The following is a 21,271-nucleotide window of genomic DNA, read 5'->3' as shown; positions in this document are numbered from 1 at the left end:
AATGGGCAGTAAGACCCCCACTGATTAAAGTTTCACTTTATTGCATCGTAATTTTCTCAACACAATTCTCATAAATCGTACGATGCGATTTCGAGAAAGGTAACTGCTCAAATGCTTCTTTCGATACAAATTTCAATGTATCTGTTTCAACGATTTCACCAGTTACTTTTCCGTAAAATACGAATATATCCCAAGTGCGATGTGTAAACGTATGTTGTACATTCATTGCGTATTCTTCAATAGAAATCGAAAGCTCAAATTTTTCTTTCATATAATCTATAAGCTGTTCCTTCTGATTACGAATCCCTTCGCCAAGTTCAATATTCGGAAACTCCCACATATTAGCTAATAAACCGGTACTTGGACGTTTATTAATGACGTAACGACCATCTTCCGTTTGAAGTACTCCTGCAACAATTGGTACCATCGTAGGAGCTTTCGCTTTACTTTTTACTGGTAATTCCTTTTGAACACCTTCAGCATATCCCCTGCAATGCTCACGTACAGGACAAAGTAAGCATGCTGGATTTTTAGGAATACAAATCATTGCTCCTAATTCCATCAAACCTTGATTAAAATAAGATGGATTTTCAGCCGAAATAATTTCACGCACAATCTCTTCAAACACTTTTCTAGTTTTCGGTTTTGCAATGTCATCCCACACTGATAAAATGCGAGACAATACACGCATAACATTTCCGTCAACTGCCGGCTCTGGTATACCATATGCGATACTTAAAATAGCACCTTTTGTATAGGGGCCGACTCCTTTTAATTTCTCAATCTTCTTTACATCACTTGGCACAATCCCACCATATACTTCTTTTACTTCTTTTACCGCCGCATGTAAATTTCGCGCTCTAGAATAATACCCTAAACCTTCCCATGCTTTTAACACTTCTTCATCATCAGCATTTGCCAAAGCTTCTAGAGTAGGAAACTTCCCCATAAAATTCGCGTAATATGGTTTTACAGCTTCTACCCTTGTTTGCTGCAACATAATTTCTGAAACCCAAACACGATATGGATCTTTATTTTTACGCCACGGTAAGTCGCGTTGCTCTTTTTCAAACCAACCAATTAAATCATTTTGAAACTGCTCTATGTTAAAGTTATTTAATATTTCAAGTGTCAAACTTGATCCCCCTCATTTTTTTGCATATAAGTACTATTATAAAGATTTTAGGAAAAAATTTAAGTAAGATGACATAGGAAATAGAAGGCAAAGGACTTGAGGTATCGAATAAAAAGAGTTACATTAATAAAAAACGGAGGTGGATTTCTATGGACACAGCCACTCACCTTGTTATGGGCGTTACTCTAGGCAGTTTGGCAACGTTAGATCCAGCCATAGCACAAAGTGATATTGGGCCACAAGCGGTTATGCTTGCTACAATTGCTGGTTCCAATATTCCTGACATCGATACAGTTTTAAAATTGCGTAATAACGCTAAATATATAAGAAATCATCGTGGGATTACTCATTCCATTCCTGCAGTGATTCTTTGGTCATTCCTTATAAGTGGCATCTCTTTCGCCTTCTTTTCAGACGCTCCATATTTGCATCTACTACTTTGGTCATTTATTGCAGTCTTTCTTCATGTCTTTGTAGATATTTTCAATGCCTACGGTACACAGGCATTACGGCCCTTCACAAAAAAATGGGTAGCGCTCGGCATCATTAATACATTTGATACCGTCATTTTCTTTATCCACCTACTCGCGATTGCTTGTATGCTCGTAGGTTCCCATAAAGGATATACTGCCTTAGCAGCGTATATATTGATGGTTGTTTACTATATCGGACGGATTATGATGCATAGAAACATACGTAGCGTCGTATATAAACGTTTCAATAACGTTGAGAAGGTAATCATTTCTCCTTCTTATCGATTTTATCATTATCATTTAGCAATCGTTACGACTGATTATTACTACGTTGCTAGATGGCATCGTGGTAACATCATGGTATATGATAAGTTCGACCGGGTACCGTTCCCAGATAATGCTATTATGCGTGCAGCTAAACAAGATGAAAACATCTCAGCATTTCTATCTTTCTCCCCAGTTTATCGCTGGGACATTTTCGATTATGATCATTATTACGAAGTTCGATTCATTGATTTGCGCTATCGCAGCAAAGATTATTATCCATTCGTTGCAATTGTTCAACTCGACCACAATTTAAATATTATTAGTTCCTATACAGGATGGATTTTTAGTGAAGAAAAACTTCGAAAAAAGCTGGAATTACTTCCACATTAAAAAAAGCGACTTAAGTCGCTTTTTTTAATGTTTCAAATGATCTTCTTGATTGATTAAATGGCTATATTTCGGATTATTTGTACGCATTTCATGAAGACGCGCTCCATGATTATTAATCCATGTTCTTACAACTTGTTCAGTCATTTCATCACCTTGGTAACGACCCGATTTCGCATAAGTTGTTTGAAAATCTTCCCACAGTAATTCAACCCACGCACGAGCTTGTGCGTAAGAAAGCTTGTCATTTTTGTCTAATAGTTCTTTCGTTAATGCTTCATAAATATCATTCATGTTTTATTCTCCTTTTACCTATTTATCCCTTCATTTCTAAAGGATAGTTTCTTCTATTTTGCACATTCTATAATTGATACTTCTTAAAGAGGTATCAACTGATGATGAGGAGGGCGTTCGCAATGGGTAAACAAGCCGAATTTTGGTCTGAGTCAAAAAACAACAGCAAAATCGACGGTCAACCGAAAGCGAAATCACGCTTCGCTTCGAAACGACCTAACGGCACAATTAACACGCACCCACAAGAACGTATGCGTGCTGCAAATCAGCAGGAAGAGTAGTAACAAAGTAAATTAACTTCCTACACGAGGTGATAAAGATGAGCTACCGTGATCGCTTAGATAGTCGTTCTGAATTATTTAACCATACGTGGACTCGTCCGAAACATGCAAAAGCGCAAGTTAACGGACAGACGCAACAAACCCAGTCTCTCATTATATTGGCGAATGAATGTAAAAAACGCCAATTTTAGAATCTCCTATCTCCTGTAACGCCTACCAAAGATGAAAACCAGAGAGATATTCGCTCTCTGGTTTTTATTTTTCTTGCAATAAGGAAATCGGTATTCCAATTTCTTCATTATCATTTTGCTTATGTCCCCAAGCAAATACCCCATTGAAATAAGTAATTTCAAATAATATACCAGGTTCTTCTACCAATTCATATATCTCACCAATATGGAATTTGTTTATGTCAGTCATATAAGCGCGAGCCATTGCCATCTTTCTCATTAATACATCGAACTCATTTACGATTCCAAGTTGCTCCGCTTTTATCGCTTGCTCTTTCAAAACCCCAATTTCTTCCCTTAGCTCATGTGGTGTCATTTCACTGTAGCGCTTTGGCATATTCATCTTATTCCCCTCATCCCTCTTCGCGTTTCATCTGCAAAAACATCTCTATCTCATCAATAGAGAACCCTTTGCGATATAACGCTTGTTTCATCTTATTTTCAAATGTCCATCCATCATACTTCTTATATTTCTCATAATATTTATTCCCATGATAGTGTAACGCTTCTTGTTGCTGTTCGTCATCTTTTTCGTCTTTCAATTCTTCCAAACAAATTTGAATCACATCTCTAGAATACCCTTTACGAACAAGCATTTCGTCTAACTTTAGCTTCATTTGTAAAAAGGAATGTTTTTGATAAGATCTTTTCTTCTTTTCTATAAGAAGTAAAGCATTTTCAATTTGCTTTTCCTTCGGATATTCTTGTAAACTATGCGTAATAATTAGATCCTGAACACCTTTATTTAACAACTCTCTTTTAATAACAGTGGGACCTTTTCGATTCACATTACTTTGTGTTCTCGTATATAAAACAGCGTACTCTTTATCATTAATATATCGGTCATGTAATAATTTCGAAACGACTTCAGAGATGATGGCCTGTCCCACTTCTTTTTTTCGTAAAAAATCTTCTATTTCTTGTTTCGTTCTCATTTGATAGGATAAATAGGAGATTGCTTGTAAATATGCTTTTTGTACCTCTTCATTGTACAAAATATTTCCTAACGCTATTTCATCAATTTCTAAGCCCTTTTGTAATCCGTGTTTTATTAAGATTACTTGATTCACACTAAACCCGTACTCTTCACCTTGACCTTTATCAATATAAATATTAAACCGTTCTTTCGATCGTTTTTGCACTTCTATTTTTGTAATGACAGCCATACTCTCACCTCTCTATTATTTTAACATAGTCAAGGAACGTTTTTGCTTTTCAAGAATATATATAATGAGGAGGAAATAATTGTGAGAATCGCAATTTCTGGTGGTACCGGCTTTATCGGTAAATACCTTTCTACTTTTTTTATTCAAAAAGGATATACTGTTTACATTCTCTCGCGAAACAAAACTACTGAAACTTCACATCCTAACCTTCAATACGTACAATGGACACCAGATTTACAAATCTTCCCCATCTCCTCTATTGATGTAGTTATTAATCTAGCTGGAGAGTCTATTAATAGTAGATGGACAAAGAAACGAAAGGAATCCATTTTAAACAGTAGAATCCAAACAACAAAAGGACTCATTAAACAATTACAAAAACTAAATACAAAACCAAACACATTTATTAACGCAAGTGCTATTGGATACTATGGAACGTCTGAAACCGAGTCTTTTACAGAACAGCATGAGATTCCTGGAAATGACTTTTTAGCAAATACAGTATATTCATGGGAACAAGAAGCATCTAAAGCACGTTCTCTCGGAATACGAACAATCTACGCAAGATTCGGAGTCGTATTAGGTCCAGACGGAGGAGCCCTTCCAAAGATGCTACTTCCCTATCAGTTCTATATCGGAGGTACAGTCGGGTCTGGAAACCAATGGTTATCATGGATTCATATAGACGATGTCGTTCGCATGATCGATTTCATCATACACAACGAAGAAATTGATGGACCTCTTAACATTACAGCTCCCCAACCTATAAGAATGAAGGAATTTGGAGAAATCATTGCAACTATCATAAAAAAACCTCATTGGTTACCTGTCCCTTCATTTATGCTTCACACTTTATTGGGTGAAATGAGCATACTTGTACTAGAAGGGCAACATGTATTACCTAGTAAAGCAATTGAGCATGGGTATCAATACAGATTTCCGTCAATAGACCATGCATTACAAAATATACTTTCGCATACAATGTAGTACTTCTAAAACACAGTTTTACAGGGGTCCCTTTCAACACTTTCATTTTCTAGCATCCGGAGCATTATTACACAAATAATCTTTCAGTTACTTTCCCTTAAATTTCATTAACATTATAAAGTAACAGAAATGAGGTACCTATGAAAATATTGCTCAAACAAGCCATTGTCTATCCTATTACATCCCAAAAATTTCAAGGGGATGTACTCGTTATAGGAGAAAAAATTGCTGAGGTCAAGCCTTCCATTCAACCTACTCAAGATATGACAGTTATAGACGCACGTGCTCTTCATCTCTTACCTGGATTTATTGATGTCCATACCCATCTTGGTCTCTATGATGAAGGTACTGGTTGGGCTGGCAATGATGCAAATGAAACATCTGAGGTTTCAACACCACATATCCGTTCTTTGGACGGAATTCACCCTTTTGATATTGCATTTCAAGATGCTATACAAAATGGAATCACAACTGTTCACGTTATGCCAGGAAGTCAAAACATTATTGGTGGTACTACTTGTGTAATAAAAACAGCTGGAACTTGTATTGATCATATGATTATTCAAGAACCTGCTGGCTTAAAGATTGCCTTTGGAGAAAATCCTAAAAAGGTCCATAGTAATGGAACAAAAGAGTCCATTACGCGTATGGGAATTATGGGATTACTTCGGGAATCATTCTATGAAGCACAGCACTACGGGCATGAAGCTGATTTTCGAATGCTTCCTATCTTAAAAGCATTACGCCGTGAAATACCCGTACGTATCCACGCTCACCGAGCAGATGATATTAGTTCTGCTCTACGCTTTGCAACAGAGTTCAATCTTGATTTACGTATTGAACATTGTACAGAAGGACACTTTATTGTTGAAGAACTTTCGAAACACAATTTGAAGGTTTCAGTTGGCCCCACGCTTACACGCCGTTCTAAAATCGAACTAAAAAACAAAACATGGGATACTTACCATATATTATCAAAAAATGGAGTGGAAGTTTCCATCACAACAGATCACCCCTATACACCCATTCAATATTTAAATATTTGTGCTGCTGTCGCAGTAAGGGAAGGATTAGACGAAAAAACGGCACTAGAAGGAATCACTATATTTCCAGCGCGAAATTTACGTTTAGAGGATAGAATTGGAAGCATTGAGGCTGGAAAAGACGCTGATCTCGTGTTGTGGACCCATCATCCTTTCCATTATTTAGCCAAGCCTGTACTAACCATGATTGATGGAAAAATAATTTACAAAAAAAATAAAAAAAACTAGTTTATTTTTTTGACTAGATAAAGTATTATACGATTATAAACTGAATGAAACCATAATCAATTTGTGTCGTGATTATCATTTTCAAATTGATGAATGGGGAAGGCAAATGGTGCGCCACCAGCGTTAGAAACTGGTTCTAGTGGGTTCGATTCCCACCCCGAAATTTTTTAAAGATTGATATAAAAATTTCGAGGGTGGGGTGTTTTTTCGTCATGCTACCCTCGTGTGAGGAGGAGTTAGTATGTTGAAAAAACGCGACTTACACGACAGCCACGTTCTATACGAGTTAATGGTGGATCCAGCTGTCTTCCCTTTTGTGCGTCAAAAGGCTTATTCTTATGAGGAATATTTATTTTTAACGAAACAAACGATTGAAGCTGAAGAGCGTGGGGAATTAATTTCACGCACAATTTTAGATGAATGGGGTAACCCTATCGGAACAATTACTTTATTTGATGTGCAAGAAAAAGCCGGATTCCTTGGAACATGGCTTGGCAAACCTTATCACGGAAAAGGCTACAATAAATTGGCAAAAGATTCATTTTTTAGCGAACTTTTCTACGAGTTAGATATTGAAACGATCTTTATGCGTATTCGCAAAATAAATATTCGTTCTATTAAAGCTGCAGAAAAATTACAATATGTAAATCTAGCAAACGAAACAAGAAAAGCCGTTTATGATGAAATTAACGCGAATGAAGAAGTATATAACTTATATGAGATTCCAAAAGATCAATATACACTTGCTACAATGCGAGATACAACGTTCCAAGATTCTCATCACTTAAAAGAAGCGTAATCTAAATTTTCAGAAATAATAATTAACCATTAACATTTTGATATATACGTATATCACCCCATGTCTTTGGAAACGATAGATAGTGACTTTAGGACACGAGGTGATTTGTAATGGATAAAAAGAAACGTGACAAAGCAAAAAACGCATTATCTAGTACACAAGAAGTTCTCTACCAACGAGAATTTCGTAAAGCAGATCGCGCAGCGGGTTATCGCTCGAAAAGTATTTAAAGTGAGAATGAATAATTAGAAGTTCTCCCCCCTAATTATTCATTCTCATTACATATTTTTTCTACGTGATAGAGTAGGAAAAAGGTTCCTTATAAATAAGGAACCTTTTTTATGTGGATAACGTTATCCACATAATTTATAGAATTGTGAATAAATTCTATAAACCCTTCACAAGTTTATATGCTGTAACGCATAGTAAATGTTAGAATTGTGGATATTTTTCTAAAAATTGTGGACAATGTGGATATAGTTGTTAATATTTCGACTTTACTGTTTAATGAAAGCGTAATCTTCATGTGGATAAGTTACTACTTTATCTTATAAAACAATAAAGAACCCTCTTTAAACATATAAAAGAGGGTTTCATATTAAGTAAATAATTGTGCAAGAGCAGGTGATTTAATAGGTATATGATTCGGTTCTACATGATTTTCTGCCAAAATTGTATCCACAATATGACCAGCTGGCTCTGGACGATAAATGCTTTTCATCGCTTCTTTCATTTGAAGAAGCTTCATATCATCTTGTAATAACGCCTCTGTTTTTGCAAAAACCTCACTATCATCACGAATGACAACTGCAGCTCCTTTTCTTTCAAAGTACATCGCATTTTCATTTTCTTGTCCTGGAACAGGCTTATATAAAATGACAGGTACTTGCAATGCTGCCGCTTCACTTAACGTAATACCGCCTGGCTTTGTAATCATACAAGAAGTAACACGGAATAGTTCATCAATATTTTCAACATAACCAAATACTTTTAATGCATCAGAATTTTTTTCCTGTAACCCTAATAAATCCTGTTTTAACGCTTCATTTTTCCCACAAACGACAACTACTTGTAAATCAGGTACTGACATAAATGATTGGCATAGTTCTTTTACACTTCCTAATACCCCATGAGCACCTGCTACAATTAGTAAAATCTTTTTATTCTTACATAACTGATATTTATTATATATAATGTCTGGATTGATCTTTAGCTCAAAACTACTACGAATCGGAATTCCAGTTTCAACAATTTGCTCCGCAGGCACACCAATATCAATCATAACTTTTTTCACGTGATCAGTTGCTACAAAATAACGATCTACTTCCCGATGAATCCATATTTTGTGCACACAAAAATCCGTTAATACGTTATAAACAGGAATTGAAATACCTGTTTGCTTTTTTAACTCTGGTACAGCTATGATTGGAAAGGTATTAATAACAATATCCGGTTTCTCTGCTTGTAAAAGTAATTTCAAACGTTTTCTTCCAAAATTCGCATACCAAGATGCTATTTTTTTATCATAAATTTTTTCTACGCCATAATAAAACAAGCGGTATAATTCTTTTCCTATTGTATAACTTTTTAAATATAAATATTTTGTAATATCGGTTATAACTGGATGTGATTCTCCGAACAGATCGCATACAATTACATCTTTAATTCCTTTTTGGCGAAATGTTTGTTCTAATGTTTTCGCTACTTGCACATGACCATTACCGTAATGTGCAGTTAATATTAAAACCTTGGGGTTTTTTATCAAACAAATCCACTCCTAGCTTATTGTTTCTCCATATTGCATATACGACAATAGGAAAAACATTTTCCTTAAAAATTACATAAACAGATTCTAATACTTCTCTTTCAGCTATGTACCTGTCGTGGATATGCAAAGCATATAAGATTGACCCCTTAATCCTATCTGTGCTCATATCTTTACATTATACTTTCCTATAAGAGCTTTCGCAATAACTTACAAATGTTCTCTATTCCATGATACTCACTCTTTTACTTCTTAATTCTTTTTACTATTTTGATTTCCCTTTACAATTATGTAAATTTCTCCACTTATTCCTTACAAAAATATGGATATTCTATTTTCAGTATACTCTTTTCTATATATATACTCTAGGTTTTATTGTCAAGAAAGCAAAAAGCCTAATCCAATATTTGGATTAGACTGCTTGTAAAATATGTCTTGCTTGTTCTACATTTTTTTCAGTAGGCGGTTCTACATTCGCGAGTGGATACTTATGCCCAAGTGCCTCCCATTTATATACACCAAGCTTATGGTATGGTAGCACTTCAACTTTCTGAACATTAGACAGGCTTTGAATAAAGCTAGATAATTTTTGTAGATCCTCTTCATTATCAGTAATACCAGGAACTAATACGTGTCGTACCCAAATCGGTTTATTTTTATCCGATAAATAACGAGCAAATTGTAAAATATGTTCATTTGGTTTTCCTGTTAATTTACGATGTTTCTTTGAATCAATATGTTTCAAATCCAATAAAACTAAATCTGTGTAATCCATTAAAATATCTAGCTTATTTTGGAATTCTGGTTCTTCAGAATAACAACCACCCGAAGAATCAATTGTTGTATGAATTCCAACTTCTTTACATTTCTTAAATAACTCAATTAAGAAATCTAGCTGTAATAATGGTTCCCCACCACTAACTGTTATACCGCCTCCGGAAGCTTCAATAAAAGGAAGGTAACATGTCACATCCTGCATTACTTCTTCGACTGTTATTTCTTTTCCTTTACCGATCTCCCACGTATCAGCATTATGACAATATTGACAACGTAATAAACACCCTTGTGTAAATATGACATAACGAATTCCCGGGCCATCAACAGTACCACAAGACTCTACAGAATGAATTCTTCCTTTTACCATTTTACTTCCTCCTTTATTGAAACAGCCTCCCTCTGCTATTTATAAAATGCAGAGGGACACTTTTTTCACTTACATGCTTTCATGCATTGTACGGTTAATTACATCAATTTGTTGTTCACGAGTTAATTTAATAAAGTTTACAGCGTAACCAGATACGCGAATTGTTAATTGTGGATATTTCTCAGGATGTTCCATTGCATCCATTAATGTTTCACGGTTAAATACGTTAATATTTAAGTGATGGCCTTCTTTTACTGCATAACCATCAAGCATTGATACTAAGTTACGTACTTGTACATCATCTTCTTTACCAAGTGCTTTTGGAATAATAGAGAATGTATTAGAAATACCATCTTGTGCATCTTCATATGGTAATTTAGCCACAGATAATAATGAAGCTAATGCACCTTTTGTATCACGTCCATGCATAGGGTTCGCACCTGGTGCAAACGGTTCTCCAGTACGGCGACCATCTGGAGTGTTACCAGTTTTCTTACCGTATACAACGTTAGATGTGATTGTTAAGATTGACATTGTATGAACAGAATTTCTGTATGTTTTATGTTTACGAAGTTTATTCATAAATGTTTTCACAAGATTTACAGCGATTTCATCTACACGGTCATCATTGTTACCGTATTTAGGGAAATCTCCTTCGATTTCAAAGTCAACTGCAATTCCATTTTCATCACGAATTGGTTTTACTTTTGCGTGTTTAATTGCACTTAAAGAGTCTGCTACTACAGATAGACCCGCGATACCTGTTGCCATTGTGCGAAGAACATTTGTATCATGAAGTGCCATTTCAATACGCTCATAGCTATATTTATCGTGCATGTAGTGAATAACATTTAATGTGTTTAAATATAGACCCGCTAACCATTCCATTGTCATATCAAACTTATGCATAACTTCTTCATAATCTAATACTTCAGAAGTAATCGGTGCGTACTCAGGACCAACTTGTGCTTTAGATTTCTCATCTTTACCACCGTTAATCGCATATAATAATGCTTTTGCTAAGTTTGCACGTGCGCCGAAGAACTGCATTTGTTTACCAATTCTCATTGCAGATACACAACAAGCAATTCCGTAGTCATCGCCGTAGTCAGCACGCATAATGTCATCATTTTCATATTGAATTGCTGATGTTTTAATAGACATTTTCGCACAGTAGTTTTTAAAGTTCTGTGGTAATTGTTTAGACCAAAGAACTGTTAAGTTTGGTTCTGGAGCTGGTCCTAAATTATCTAATGTATGCAAGAAACGGAATGAGTTCTTTGTTACTAATGGACGACCATCTAATGCCATACCACCGATAGACTCAGTTACCCAAGTTGGGTCACCAGAGAATAATTCATTATAATCAGGTGTTCTTGCAAATTTCACAAGACGTAATTTCATAATGAAGTGATCCACAATTTCTTGTACGTCTTCTTCTGTTAAAGTACCATTTGCTAAATCTCTTTCAATATAAATATCTAAGAATGTAGAAGTACGTCCAAGACTCATTGCAGCTCCGTTTTGCTCTTTAATTGCTGCAAGGTATGCGAAGTATAACCATTGGAATGCTTCCTGTGCATTTGTTGCTGGCTTAGAAATATCAAAGCCATGAGAAGCAGCCATCTGTTTTAATTCTTGAAGTGCACGCATTTGCTCAGATAACTCTTCGCGTAAACGCATTGTATCCTCGCTCATTACACCGCCAGTTAAATCTAAATCAGCTTTTTTCGCTTCAATTAAATGATCAATACCATATAACGCTACGCGGCGATAGTCACCGATAATACGTCCACGTCCGTATGCATCTGGAAGACCAGTAATAACACCTGACTTACGTGCATTTCTCATTTCTGGTGTGTATGCATCGAATACACCTTGGTTATGAGTTTTTCTCCAATCTCTAAAAATACGACTAAGTTCTTTATCCATTTCGTATCCATAAGATTCACAAGCTTGTTCCGCCATACGAATACCGCCATATGGTTGTAAAGAACGTTTAAATGGTTTTTCAGTTTGGAAACCGACTACTTTTTCAATATCTTTATTTAAATATCCTGGTTCGTGTGATGTAATAGAAGAAACGATTTTTGTATCCATGTCAAGAACGCCACCGTTTTCACGTTCTTTCGTTGTTAAATCCATTACTTGATCCCAAAGTTGTTTCGTTGCTTCAGTTGCTCCCGCTAAGAAAGATTCATCCCCTTCGAAAACGTTTACATTATTTAAAATGAAATCGCGAACATCAATCTCTGCTTTCCATTTTTCACCTTTAAAGTTTTCCCATGCGTTTTTAACATTTTCTAATACTTGAGTCATCCTAATCTCCTCCATTTTTGATTAGTACAGGACTAAGATTTTTTATATAACAGCTTACACACTTAGAATACTACTTTTTAGTGAAAGTGAACGAAATAGTTGTGACATGTTTGTGAAATATTGAGCAAACTACTATATGTATAGTGTTAACTTCATTTAAAAGTCTTTAAAATTAACCCTTTCCTTAATTGTATTTTTTTGGTATTCTTATATACGAGTCCTATTTTGTAATATAAGAACAATACCCATTGTAGAGCTGTAATACTCTTATCTCCTAATCTGTTATAGTTTTTATAACAGAGCAAAAAAGTGTACATATGTTGTACACTTTTTTTGTTACCTATAGAATATCCCTTTTTCTATTTCCATCATGGAATCCACCACGACTGCCTGTTAATACAATTAATTGCTCTAACCCTTCTATATGATCACCAATAATTCGGAGTACAGCTGGCGGATGACCTATTTTTGCAAAATGTTCACTGGGACGAATACGGTTCATCTTATCGACCTCAACACGACTTACACATGCGACTTCAAATCCTGAAAGAATAGCTTTTACTTGGGCTACACACGGTGCCAGTAAAGACCTATACCCAATTTCTTTCAAACATTTCTGGCTAAACGCATTAGGCACAGCAATAAGAGAGCCTACTCCTAAATCTTTTCTATCACAAGCTAAATTTAATGCGTATTTAAATGCAGTTACAAGATGAAGCGGTACTCTTAAATCTAAATAATAATTTAGATCATTTAATGCGACATCCATTCCATCTGCAATAGCTTTTGCAAAAGGATATAGCTCACTCGCTGGAATAACAAAATCACCGTCTATAAATAACACAATTTCTCCTTTTGCAAAATACGTTCCAAGTGAGCGCCCCACATCATTTCCGAGTGCTTCTTTATATACAATTGTCGTTGCTCCTTTGCCTTTTGCAATCGTTGCTGTTTTATCAGACGAACCATTTACAACAACGATGATTTCAAAAGGTTCAATTTTGCGAAGCTCTTCTATAACGTTTCCAATTGTTTTCTCTTCATCTTGTACAGGAATAATGACCGATAATTGCTTTCCCTTATACAAATGAGACGTAGCGCCCCACCCTTGATAAAAATCTTCAAAATCTAAAGTATGATAGACACTTTCTCTTTTCCTATTTCCATCATGATATCTTCCGCGCTCATCGCTATCTACTATCTGCTCTGCTACAGCTTCTATATGATCACCTATCATTCGTTTTTCAGATTGGGAGAGGCTTGTTCCATATGCAGCATGCTCGGTCGGCCGAAATTTATTCGGCGTAATAACGTCAATTGCGCAATGACGACTAATTCTCCATTCGCTTTGTACTAGTCGTAAGTGAGCCACAATAGGATTAACAAAACATTCATATCCAATACTTTGAACAACTTCTTTCGTCAACGCATGAGGTACAGATAATAAAGAATCAATTTTTAACTCTTCACGCTCTAACATTGCATTTAATATTTGGCGCCATACTGTCACGGAGTGCGGTTTTTGTTTCTTGAAAAATAATGCATCCAAATTATTTAAAACAATGTCCGCCTGATCATGTAAAATTGGATTCAGGAATAATTGTAACTTTGAAGTTTGAATGGCAAAATCTCCATCTATAAATAGTAATACATCACCTATCGCGTGTTTTGCGCCAACTGCACGGCCCACATCATTCCCCAGTAGCTCTGTATACTTGATTACTTTACAGCCTAAACGATCAGCAACCTCTTCTGTACCATCATTACAGCCGTTTGCTACTACAATAATCTCTACTGGATTTAATCCTTTTGCCGATTGAATAACATCTGAAATCGTATCCGCTTCATTACATACAGGTATAATAATCGATAGTGACTTAGCCATTGTTTTCTTCACGAAACCATTTAATAGTTTCTTTCAACCCTTGTTCCCACGTTACTTTCGCTTGAAATTGAACAAGTTCTCTTAATTTCGTTACATCTGGTCTTCTATTTGGAATTTCTTCAAAGCCATGTGGGTATACCTCTTCGAAAGGAACTTGAACAATCTTTGAAGAAGATTTCGTTAGCTTTTTAATTACTTCTGCTACTTCTTTTATACTCTTTTCATTCTCAGAACCTATATTAATAATCTCACCATTTACCTTCTCGTCCATTGCTCGAATCGTTGCCTCTACCGCATCACTTACATACGTAAAGCAACGTGTCTGCTTTCCATCTCCATATACGAGAATGTCTTCTCCTTGCAGTGCCGCACTAATAAATCGTGGGATTACCCCTGCATACGGACCATCTTTCGCTCTTGGACCATAAATATTAAAATAACGAACAATCGTTACAGGTAAACCTTCTAAAGCGTATCCTAAACATAATGTTTCTTCTAACGTTTTACAAATTGCATAACTCCAACGTATTTTAGAAGTTGCCCCGTATAATCGATCACCCTCTTCAGAAAAGGGTGGCTTTGCCTTACCATATACTTCCGAAGTAGACGCAAAGACTACTTTTTTCTTTTCTTTTAGCGCTGCTTGTAAAATGTTTCTCGTTCCATCAAAATTCGTTTCAACGAGCTCTATACTCTTTTCCATTGTCGTTTTCACACCTAAAATTGCTGCTAAATGAAACACTACATCATGTTGATTTACTAATTCATAAATAGAATTTTTATCTAAAACACTTATTGGAATAACCGGAATTTCTTTCATTAACTCATCATGATATTTATTTTTTCCTTTATAGAAGTTATCAACGATCGTGACATCATAACCTCTTCTCACCAACTCTTCGGCTAAATGCGATCCAATAAATCCTGCTCCACCTGTAATTAAACATTTCTTACTCATACACTCACCTTCTTTATAATTCCACGTGTATCTATTACTCTCTTCATTCCTCTAAAAAGCTTCCAATCTATATTCGAATGGTCAGTTAAAATTAAAATACAATCTGCTTCTTTAACTGTTTTTTCATCCAAGGAAACAGATTGATACACCTTATCTCCAATTTCGGCAGAAGAAATATATGGATCATGGTATTTTATCTCGTATCCTTCTTTAATTAGTAATTGAATAATTGGTAACGCCGGTGATTCTCTCAAATCATTTACATCTTTCTTATACGCAACCCCTACAATTAAAACTGATGCAGGTGATTGCACCACACCTTTTACTTTCCGGACCATTTTCTCTGGCATTTCCTCATTAATTACATGTGCCGCCTCAATTAATTGACTAATTTCTCCATTCTTTTTTATTCTCCACTGGAAATATAAAGGATCTACCGGAATACAGTGTCCCCCTATCCCTGGTCCTGGCCAATACGGCGTAAATCCAAATGGTTTTGTAGATGCCGCTTCAAGTGCCTCATAAAAGTCAATTCCTAAACTTTCACATAGTGTATTTAACTCATTTACTAACGAAATATTGACTAAGCGCTGAATATTTTCAAATAGCTTACACATTTCTGCTACTTTTGGAGAGCTAACTGGAACAACTACATCGAAGATCGTGCTATATAAATCCTGTACTTTTTGTTTGCACTGCTCAGTTTGTCCACTTATAACCTTTGGAATGTCCTGAACAGAATATTGACTATTAGCTGGATCAATTCTCTCAGGTGAATATCCAATATAATAATCTTCTCCTACCTTTTTTCCTGTTTGAGAAATAATCGGAATAATCACTTCCTCGAGCGTACCTGGATATGTGGAACTTTCGAAAATGAAGGTTTGTCCTTTTTGAAGGTTTTGTTGTATATAATGCGAAGCTGAAATGAGGGCACTTAAGTCTGGTTCTCTTTGTTCATTAATTGGAGTTGGGACAGTGACAATAACGTAATCACTATTTTGAAAATCAGCAATACCTTGATCCGGTGTATTTACTATTAATCTTTTGCTATTCAATAAACTTTGTAACAATTTAGAAGAAACATCCGGGATATAACTTTCTCCTTTTATAATTGATTCTATTTTTCTAGTATCTTTATCTAATCCAACTACTCTATGTCCTCTCTCTGCAAAATGAACTGCCAAAGGAAGACCAACATATCCTAATCCGATAATGGCAACTGTACTACTAACATTCATCTGTATTCTCTTCTTCCTTTCTCAATTGTTGAATGATATTTCTATCCCGCTCTCCATCTGTAAAACTCCCGCGCTCGTCTGTGGATTGCAATAAATATGCAATTGCCTCAAGTTGATCACCGAAAATACGGTCAAATGCTGGAATACGCCCATTTACAAATCCATGTTGTTCTGGGCGTACTCGATTTGTTTTTATAACATCTACAAATTCTACCGCTGTAATAGAGAACCCCTCCAAAATAGCTTTCATTTGAGCTAATGGTGGAATAATCAAAGAATCATATCCGATTTTCTCTATTACCTTTTTATGCATAGCATGTGGTACTGCCGTTAATGAGTTATTCCATAAATCTGGTCGTTTCGCTACTAAATTCACAAAATATTTTCCCATACTAATTGGGTCTGCCGGATGAAACATATCTAATAAACACTGTAAATCATTTAATGCCACATCATTTCCATCTTCAATAGCATGTAAAAATGGAATTAGTTTTTTCCCCGGAATAGCAAAATCACCATCGACAAATAAACAAATATCGGCCGTCGCATGCATAGCTCCTATCGCTCGGGCTACATTATGTCCGAGCGCTTCCTCGAATTCAATAACAATGATATTCTCTAACTTTGCTTGTTTAATTGTCTCAACGTCCGCTCCATTCGCAACAACTATAATTTCATCTACACCTGCTTTTTTCACTTCTTGTATAACAGATCTTATAGTCGTCTTTTCTTCTGATACTGGGATAATCGCACTATATTTCGCTTTTTTCTTTTGTAATAAAACTGGTTTATACTTTCCTACAAACCCTCTATCCCTATTTCCTTCCGAAAAGCCACCACGCTTACCATATATTTCGATTACATATTGCAAAGCACGTAAATGATCTCCCATAATACGACTAGTCGCTTTTGGATAAGGGGAACCAGGTGATGTGCCAGTATGAACAGGACGCACTTTATTTGTATGAATGACATCGACCGAAGCCATATCGACAATATCTACTCCTCTAGACATCGCCATCGCTTGAAATAGTGCTGGATCCGCTAAATTCCACCAACCAAACTTCTGAATAACTTTCCTATTCATTGCATGTGGAATTGCGATTAAAGATCCAACAACAAGCTCTTTTTTATTTAAATAACGATTCAACATATATTTGCCAACTGTCGTATAATGCGGTCTCATCTTTAAATAAACAGACCATGTTAAATTATTCACAACAATTTGGTGGCCTTGCTGAATTCCTTTTATGAAACGTTGCAGCTCTTTGTTATCAATAACGATGTCACCATCTAAAAACAAAACAATGTCACCTTTCGCTTCTCTTGCTCCAATCGCCCTTCCAACATCATTGCCAAGAGAATATTTATAATAAATTACACGGCAATGATGTTGGAACGCTATTTCTTTTGTCCCATCTGTCGATCCATTATCTACTACGATAATTTCATATGGCTTCAATTTCTCCACTTCTACTAAAACTTTTGATAAAGTACTCGCTTCATTATGCGCCGGAATTACAACTGATACTCTCATACTTGTATCACGCTTACCCTTCCAAGCGAACATAAGAAATAATAGGAATACGTACAACTACATCTTCCGGTGGTCCATAAGAAGGAGAAGTACGGACACTTACTGCCCCATCTGTCACAGATAACAGAATACCTGCAACAATTTCGACCGCTGTCACAACTTGCACTAACTCACCAACATGATTACGCAATTCATCAGTAAATAACATATATAAGTCTCCTTTCTTACGCTTCTTTAATTGATATAATACTTGTAAATGGTAATAAAACTTCTGTTCCTATTCCTTCTTGCAGTGTTAAGAAATCATCACCAACTGCTACAATAACACCTGTTAACTGTCCAACTGTCACCGTAATTTCTACGTTTTTACCCAAATACTGCTCTGCAATTTCTTTAAAAGGTGATGTATTACATTCTTTTAATATTTTGCAAATAATAGATTGAAATCTGCTTGATTCAATAAATTCTTCCGTAGCTTGCTTAGAGTTTCTTTGAATAAATCTCGCGAAGTTTTGTGAAAATAAAAGTCGTTCCACAGCAGGTAATAACTTATTATCTAAAAAATAATCTAATTGTCTATTAAACAATCTCGATAACTTTTTCCAATACTTACCGAACAGACACATACACTTCTCCTCCTATTATTTTTAAATTATAAAAATACATCCATACATCTTAATGTATACAAAACAAACTTTTTTGTGATAGGTAAGACATACATTTTTCAGCAAAACAATATGTTCTAATCACACAAAAAAGATAGATGGTATCCCATCTATCTTTTTTCATATCTTAATTTTTAATTGTAACTATCGCAGAGACACTGTAATAAACCGCTCTTGGTAATGCTGCCTGTTCACTTATAGAAGCTGTAACAAGAGAACCACCGCTTGCCGAAAAATACTTAACAGCTTCTAACGGAATACCATCTTCTTTCACATCAATATGCGTTCCATCTCGCCAGTCTATTTTCTGCATTGTTGCTGAAAGGTCCCCAGTCACTTTACCAAATTCTTTACCATCCCCCCCTAAAAAGATCCATTCCCACTTTGTTAAACTTAGTACTTGTTTCAACTCTCCAATTTTCTTTCCATCTACATTAGAAAAAACATAGAAATTACGTACTCCCATCTTCTTTTGAACACGTAACAACCTTTCTCCCGAGTGATTATATAAATAAAATTGTTGCTTATGTAGTCCCTTAAAAAGAAAAGAGAGTACAGCTTGCCATACACTTTGAATCACAAAATCATACTCTTCTTTTAAAAACCCTACTGTATTTCCATCTAATCCAAAGTATGTAATTACTTGAAATACTCCTACCTCTTTGCGAACAACAAATTTTTGTTGCTCCAATAATTCAGAAGTCTCTATATTATAATTTTCCTGTTTGAGCATTTTTGATCTTCGTTTTTCTATAAAGCCATATATTAATAATCCAAATGCCGGTAGTACAACACCTATTAATTTCAGATTTTCTTTCTCCGAAGTGAATAGCATCCCTTTTTTATATTCCATCACTAATCCAATTGCGACGATAATCCATACAATGACAGATACAAAAAAAATACGTTTCGCATTACGTGCGTGATGCTTATGTATACTCATATCCCTCCCCCTTTTCCATTTACCCCGCTATTCGCCGGGCAGTAAGACCCCCACCTCAAAATTCGGCGAAAGCAAAGAAGTTAGGTGGGGGATCAACTGTCCGTAAAAGCCCGATTGGTTCAACTAATAATCAGTGGGGGATGAAGAAAAACCCACTGATTAAATTTTCACTTTATTTCATTATCCCATTGCACATACACTTCCTCAATAAAAAAGGACTATCCAAAAGGATAGCCTCTTACACTTCAATATTTCGCAACATCGAATAAATGTCGTTATTCACTTTACCAAACGATTTAATGTTGTTTTGAATGTTAGATAATAAAACGACATACACACTTCCATTTTTACTAAATCCATTTAAGCAATTCCATCCTGGCATTACACCGTGATTCGAGTAACTTCCCGGGTCTACATACCAACCAAATCCGTAATCCTTTTTCACGGCCGTAAACATTTGATCATAGCTCTCTTTTGAAATTAACTTTCCAGAGAAGAGTGCTTCATTAAATAAATATAAATCATGTGCACTTGTATATATATCACCACAACCATATAGTTGTGACATACTTGGAATATTAGGTGTTGTCATATTGTTATTTACTATTTTATAACCTGTTGATGGGAACCTTGTTTGCTCTAACGCTTTACCGAAACCAGAATGTTTCATACCAGCAGTAGCAAAAATATGTTGTTTAATATACTCTTCTAACGGTTGTCCACTTATCTTCTCGGCAATATAGGCAAGTATAGAATAGTTCGAATCGGAATATTTCCACTTCTCTCCTGGACCACCAATACGCTTTTGATTTCCTATCCGCTTTATCAGTTCTTCATGAGAAATATCTTCTTTCCCCTGCTCATATTCGGGAATCCCTGATGTATGTGTTAATAGATGTTTTAGCTGAATACTATTACCTTGTGGAAAATTTGGAATATACTTTGCAACCGTATCCTCTACATTTAATTTATTTTGATCTTTTAATTGCATAATAGCAGTCGCTACAAACGCCTTTGAAATAGAACCAATATAAAAAGTTGTCTCTGAATTATTCGGTACTTGTTTCTCTTTGTTCGCCATACCATATCCTTTATTCAAAAGAACTTTTCCGTTCTTCACAATAACCGCTGTTCCACTAAATCCTGCTTTTTGTAAGTATTGATCTAATTGAGCGTTTTCATTAATTTCTTGAGGTGGTCCCTCAGCAGGCTTTTCCACAGCTTGTGCTTGCTTCACTTGTTCTTCCTGCTCTTTTTGCTTTTGTTTTTGTGCTTCTTGCTTCTTTTTTTCTTCTTTCTTTTTTAGCTCTTCTTGTTTTTTCATTTCTGCTGCTGCTTTTAAAGTTTCTTCTTTCTTATTATGCACAACAATTTTTGTATACATGAAATATACAAGTGAAAATAGTAAGACGAGAATGATTGTTCTTTTTATGTATACAATCGGCCGACGTGCTTTCCCATTCGCATTATTTTTTTCCTGATCCATGATTGCCTTTTTCCCCTTATTTACCGATAATTTAATTC

22 protein-coding genes and 1 pseudogene are annotated in these 21,271 nt (G+C 35.5%); 7 read left to right on the top strand and 16 right to left on the bottom strand.

Annotation, left to right across the window (positions count from 1 at the left end; genetic code table 11):
- Positions 1-37: 37 nt before the first annotated feature.
- Positions 38-1,135, bottom strand: a complete 1,098-nt coding sequence (mutY, locus tag DN390_RS24815) for an A/G-specific adenine glycosylase (protein WP_060629440.1) — start codon at positions 1,133-1,135, stop codon at positions 38-40.
- Between the two features lie 149 nt (positions 1,136-1,284).
- Here mutY and DN390_RS24810 point away from each other — a divergent pair, with 149 nt between their 5' ends.
- Positions 1,285-2,265, top strand: a complete 981-nt coding sequence (locus tag DN390_RS24810) for a metal-dependent hydrolase (protein ID WP_147808745.1) — start codon at positions 1,285-1,287, stop codon at positions 2,263-2,265.
- Positions 2,266-2,289: 24 nt separating this feature from the next.
- On the opposite strand, the gene DN390_RS24805 is transcribed toward DN390_RS24810, so the two are convergent.
- Positions 2,290-2,556, bottom strand: a complete 267-nt coding sequence (locus tag DN390_RS24805) for a YfhJ family protein (RefSeq protein WP_060629438.1) — start codon at positions 2,554-2,556, stop codon at positions 2,290-2,292.
- A gap of 122 nt (positions 2,557-2,678) precedes the next feature.
- Between DN390_RS24805 and DN390_RS24800 the strand changes: the two genes are divergently transcribed.
- Entirely contained in the window at positions 2,679-2,837 is a 159-nt protein-coding gene (locus DN390_RS24800; protein WP_000517891.1) for a small, acid-soluble spore protein K, read from the top strand.
- Positions 2,838-2,875: 38 nt separating this feature from the next.
- Positions 2,876-3,028, top strand: a complete 153-nt coding sequence (locus DN390_RS24795; RefSeq protein WP_000122093.1) for a YpzG family protein — start codon at positions 2,876-2,878, stop codon at positions 3,026-3,028.
- Positions 3,029-3,092: 64 nt separating this feature from the next.
- On the opposite strand, the gene DN390_RS24790 is transcribed toward DN390_RS24795, so the two are convergent.
- Both DN390_RS24790 and recX read right to left on the bottom strand, forming a co-directional pair.
- Positions 3,093-3,410: a YfhH family protein gene (locus tag DN390_RS24790; protein WP_060629437.1), complete on the bottom strand. Its 318-nt coding sequence runs from the start codon at positions 3,408-3,410 to the stop codon at positions 3,093-3,095.
- 10 nt (positions 3,411-3,420) lie between these two features.
- Positions 3,421-4,233 (bottom strand): recombination regulator RecX, encoded by an 813-nt coding sequence (gene recX / locus DN390_RS24785; RefSeq protein ID WP_147808744.1) that lies wholly within the window; start codon positions 4,231-4,233, stop codon positions 3,421-3,423.
- A gap of 81 nt (positions 4,234-4,314) precedes the next feature.
- Here recX and DN390_RS24780 point away from each other — a divergent pair, with 81 nt between their 5' ends.
- The 4 genes from DN390_RS24780 (at position 4,315) to DN390_RS24765 (ending at position 7,520) form a co-directional block, all read left to right on the top strand.
- The gene (locus tag DN390_RS24780) at positions 4,315-5,220 is read left to right on the top strand and encodes a TIGR01777 family oxidoreductase (protein ID WP_147808743.1); all 906 of its coding nucleotides are present in this window, start codon (positions 4,315-4,317) and stop codon (positions 5,218-5,220) included.
- 140 nt (positions 5,221-5,360) lie between these two features.
- Complete coding sequence (locus DN390_RS24775) at positions 5,361-6,491, top strand: amidohydrolase (RefSeq protein ID WP_060629434.1); 1,131 nt, start codon at positions 5,361-5,363, stop codon at positions 6,489-6,491.
- A 241-nt stretch (positions 6,492-6,732) separates the two neighbouring features.
- Positions 6,733-7,290, top strand: a complete 558-nt coding sequence (locus DN390_RS24770) for a GNAT family N-acetyltransferase (RefSeq protein WP_000914738.1) — start codon at positions 6,733-6,735, stop codon at positions 7,288-7,290.
- A 110-nt stretch (positions 7,291-7,400) separates the two neighbouring features.
- Positions 7,401-7,520 carry a YfhE family protein gene (locus DN390_RS24765; RefSeq protein ID WP_000358480.1) on the top strand — a complete coding sequence of 40 codons (120 nt, stop codon included), beginning with the start codon at positions 7,401-7,403 and terminating at the stop codon, positions 7,518-7,520.
- A gap of 368 nt (positions 7,521-7,888) precedes the next feature.
- Here the strand turns inward: DN390_RS24765 and DN390_RS24760 are convergent, their stop codons facing one another.
- From DN390_RS24760 to DN390_RS24705, 12 genes and pseudogenes are all read right to left on the bottom strand, one after another.
- Positions 7,889-9,055 carry a diglucosyl diacylglycerol synthase gene (locus DN390_RS24760; protein WP_060629433.1) on the bottom strand — a complete coding sequence of 389 codons (1,167 nt, stop codon included), beginning with the start codon at positions 9,053-9,055 and terminating at the stop codon, positions 7,889-7,891.
- Between the two features lie 412 nt (positions 9,056-9,467).
- Entirely contained in the window at positions 9,468-10,199 is a 732-nt protein-coding gene (gene pflA, locus DN390_RS24755; RefSeq protein WP_060629432.1) for a pyruvate formate-lyase-activating protein, read from the bottom strand.
- A gap of 69 nt (positions 10,200-10,268) precedes the next feature.
- Complete coding sequence (gene pflB, locus DN390_RS24750) at positions 10,269-12,518, bottom strand: formate C-acetyltransferase (RefSeq protein ID WP_060629431.1); 2,250 nt, start codon at positions 12,516-12,518, stop codon at positions 10,269-10,271.
- 152 nt (positions 12,519-12,670) lie between these two features.
- A pseudogene (locus DN390_RS31400) lies at positions 12,671-12,890 on the bottom strand (hypothetical protein).
- Positions 12,859-14,403, bottom strand: coding sequence for a glycosyltransferase family 2 protein (locus DN390_RS24740; protein WP_147808742.1), 1,545 nt, complete (start codon positions 14,401-14,403; stop codon positions 12,859-12,861). Before DN390_RS24740 ends, DN390_RS31400 begins: the two are co-directional and overlap by 32 nt.
- Complete coding sequence (locus DN390_RS24735) at positions 14,396-15,361, bottom strand: NAD-dependent epimerase/dehydratase family protein (RefSeq protein WP_097949134.1); 966 nt, start codon at positions 15,359-15,361, stop codon at positions 14,396-14,398. Before DN390_RS24735 ends, DN390_RS24740 begins: the two co-directional genes overlap by 8 nt.
- Complete coding sequence (locus DN390_RS24730; RefSeq protein WP_097949135.1) at positions 15,358-16,602, bottom strand: nucleotide sugar dehydrogenase; 1,245 nt, start codon at positions 16,600-16,602, stop codon at positions 15,358-15,360. The genes DN390_RS24735 and DN390_RS24730 overlap by 4 nt, the downstream gene beginning before the upstream one ends.
- On the bottom strand, positions 16,592-18,172 hold the full coding sequence (locus DN390_RS24725) for a glycosyltransferase family 2 protein (RefSeq protein WP_141439075.1): 1,581 nt from the start codon (positions 18,170-18,172) through the stop codon (positions 16,592-16,594). Before DN390_RS24725 ends, DN390_RS24730 begins: the two co-directional genes overlap by 11 nt.
- Complete coding sequence (locus DN390_RS24720) at positions 18,153-18,347, bottom strand: LSm family protein (RefSeq protein ID WP_002166988.1); 195 nt, start codon at positions 18,345-18,347, stop codon at positions 18,153-18,155. The genes DN390_RS24725 and DN390_RS24720 overlap by 20 nt, the downstream gene beginning before the upstream one ends.
- Before the next feature lie 16 nt (positions 18,348-18,363).
- Positions 18,364-18,765: an LSm family protein gene (locus DN390_RS24715; protein ID WP_097949136.1), complete on the bottom strand. Its 402-nt coding sequence runs from the start codon at positions 18,763-18,765 to the stop codon at positions 18,364-18,366.
- Positions 18,766-18,931: 166 nt separating this feature from the next.
- A complete protein-coding gene (locus tag DN390_RS24710) occupies positions 18,932-19,747 on the bottom strand; it encodes a sugar ABC transporter ATP-binding protein (protein WP_147808741.1) in 816 nt (271 codons plus the stop codon).
- A 238-nt stretch (positions 19,748-19,985) separates the two neighbouring features.
- Complete coding sequence (locus DN390_RS24705; protein ID WP_147808740.1) at positions 19,986-21,233, bottom strand: serine hydrolase domain-containing protein; 1,248 nt, start codon at positions 21,231-21,233, stop codon at positions 19,986-19,988.
- Positions 21,234-21,271 lie beyond the last annotated feature (38 nt).

Origin of the sequence: Bacillus sp. SH7-1 (assembly GCF_008042405.1) — a bacterium.
Lineage (GTDB): Bacteria > Bacillota > Bacilli > Bacillales > Bacillaceae_G > Bacillus_A > Bacillus_A thuringiensis_N.
Note: the sequence above shows the minus strand (reverse complement) of the source record. Positions and strands in the feature narration are given on the sequence as shown.

Bases quoted from the DNA above. Each gene is read 5' to 3' on its own strand.
- DN390_RS24805 (WP_060629438.1), bottom strand. From the start codon at position 2,556: ATGAATGATATTTATGAAGCATTAACGAAAGAACTATTAGACAAAAAT.
- DN390_RS24740 (WP_147808742.1), bottom strand. From the start codon at position 14,403: ATGGCTAAGTCACTATCGATTATTATACCTGTATGTAATGAAGCGGAT.
- DN390_RS24730 (WP_097949135.1), bottom strand. From the start codon at position 16,602: ATGAATGTTAGTAGTACAGTTGCCATTATCGGATTAGGATATGTTGGT.
- DN390_RS24800 (WP_000517891.1), top strand. From the start codon at position 2,679: ATGGGTAAACAAGCCGAATTTTGGTCTGAGTCAAAAAACAACAGCAAA.
- DN390_RS24735 (WP_097949134.1), bottom strand. From the start codon at position 15,361: ATGAGTAAGAAATGTTTAATTACAGGTGGAGCAGGATTTATTGGATCG.
- DN390_RS24705 (WP_147808740.1), bottom strand. From the start codon at position 21,233: ATGGATCAGGAAAAAAATAATGCGAATGGGAAAGCACGTCGGCCGATT.
- DN390_RS24795 (WP_000122093.1), top strand. From the start codon at position 2,876: ATGAGCTACCGTGATCGCTTAGATAGTCGTTCTGAATTATTTAACCAT.
- DN390_RS24725 (WP_141439075.1), bottom strand. From the start codon at position 18,172: ATGTTCGCTTGGAAGGGTAAGCGTGATACAAGTATGAGAGTATCAGTT.
- DN390_RS24710 (WP_147808741.1), bottom strand. From the start codon at position 19,747: ATGAGTATACATAAGCATCACGCACGTAATGCGAAACGTATTTTTTTT.
- pflA (WP_060629432.1), bottom strand. From the start codon at position 10,199: ATGGTAAAAGGAAGAATTCATTCTGTAGAGTCTTGTGGTACTGTTGAT.
- DN390_RS24790 (WP_060629437.1), bottom strand. From the start codon at position 3,410: ATGAATATGCCAAAGCGCTACAGTGAAATGACACCACATGAGCTAAGG.
- DN390_RS24720 (WP_002166988.1), bottom strand. From the start codon at position 18,347: ATGTTATTTACTGATGAATTGCGTAATCATGTTGGTGAGTTAGTGCAA.
- DN390_RS24770 (WP_000914738.1), top strand. From the start codon at position 6,733: ATGTTGAAAAAACGCGACTTACACGACAGCCACGTTCTATACGAGTTA.
- DN390_RS24775 (WP_060629434.1), top strand. From the start codon at position 5,361: ATGAAAATATTGCTCAAACAAGCCATTGTCTATCCTATTACATCCCAA.
- recX (WP_147808744.1), bottom strand. From the start codon at position 4,233: ATGGCTGTCATTACAAAAATAGAAGTGCAAAAACGATCGAAAGAACGG.
- pflB (WP_060629431.1), bottom strand. From the start codon at position 12,518: ATGACTCAAGTATTAGAAAATGTTAAAAACGCATGGGAAAACTTTAAA.
- DN390_RS24765 (WP_000358480.1), top strand. From the start codon at position 7,401: ATGGATAAAAAGAAACGTGACAAAGCAAAAAACGCATTATCTAGTACA.
- DN390_RS24810 (WP_147808745.1), top strand. From the start codon at position 1,285: ATGGACACAGCCACTCACCTTGTTATGGGCGTTACTCTAGGCAGTTTG.
- DN390_RS24715 (WP_097949136.1), bottom strand. From the start codon at position 18,765: ATGTGTCTGTTCGGTAAGTATTGGAAAAAGTTATCGAGATTGTTTAAT.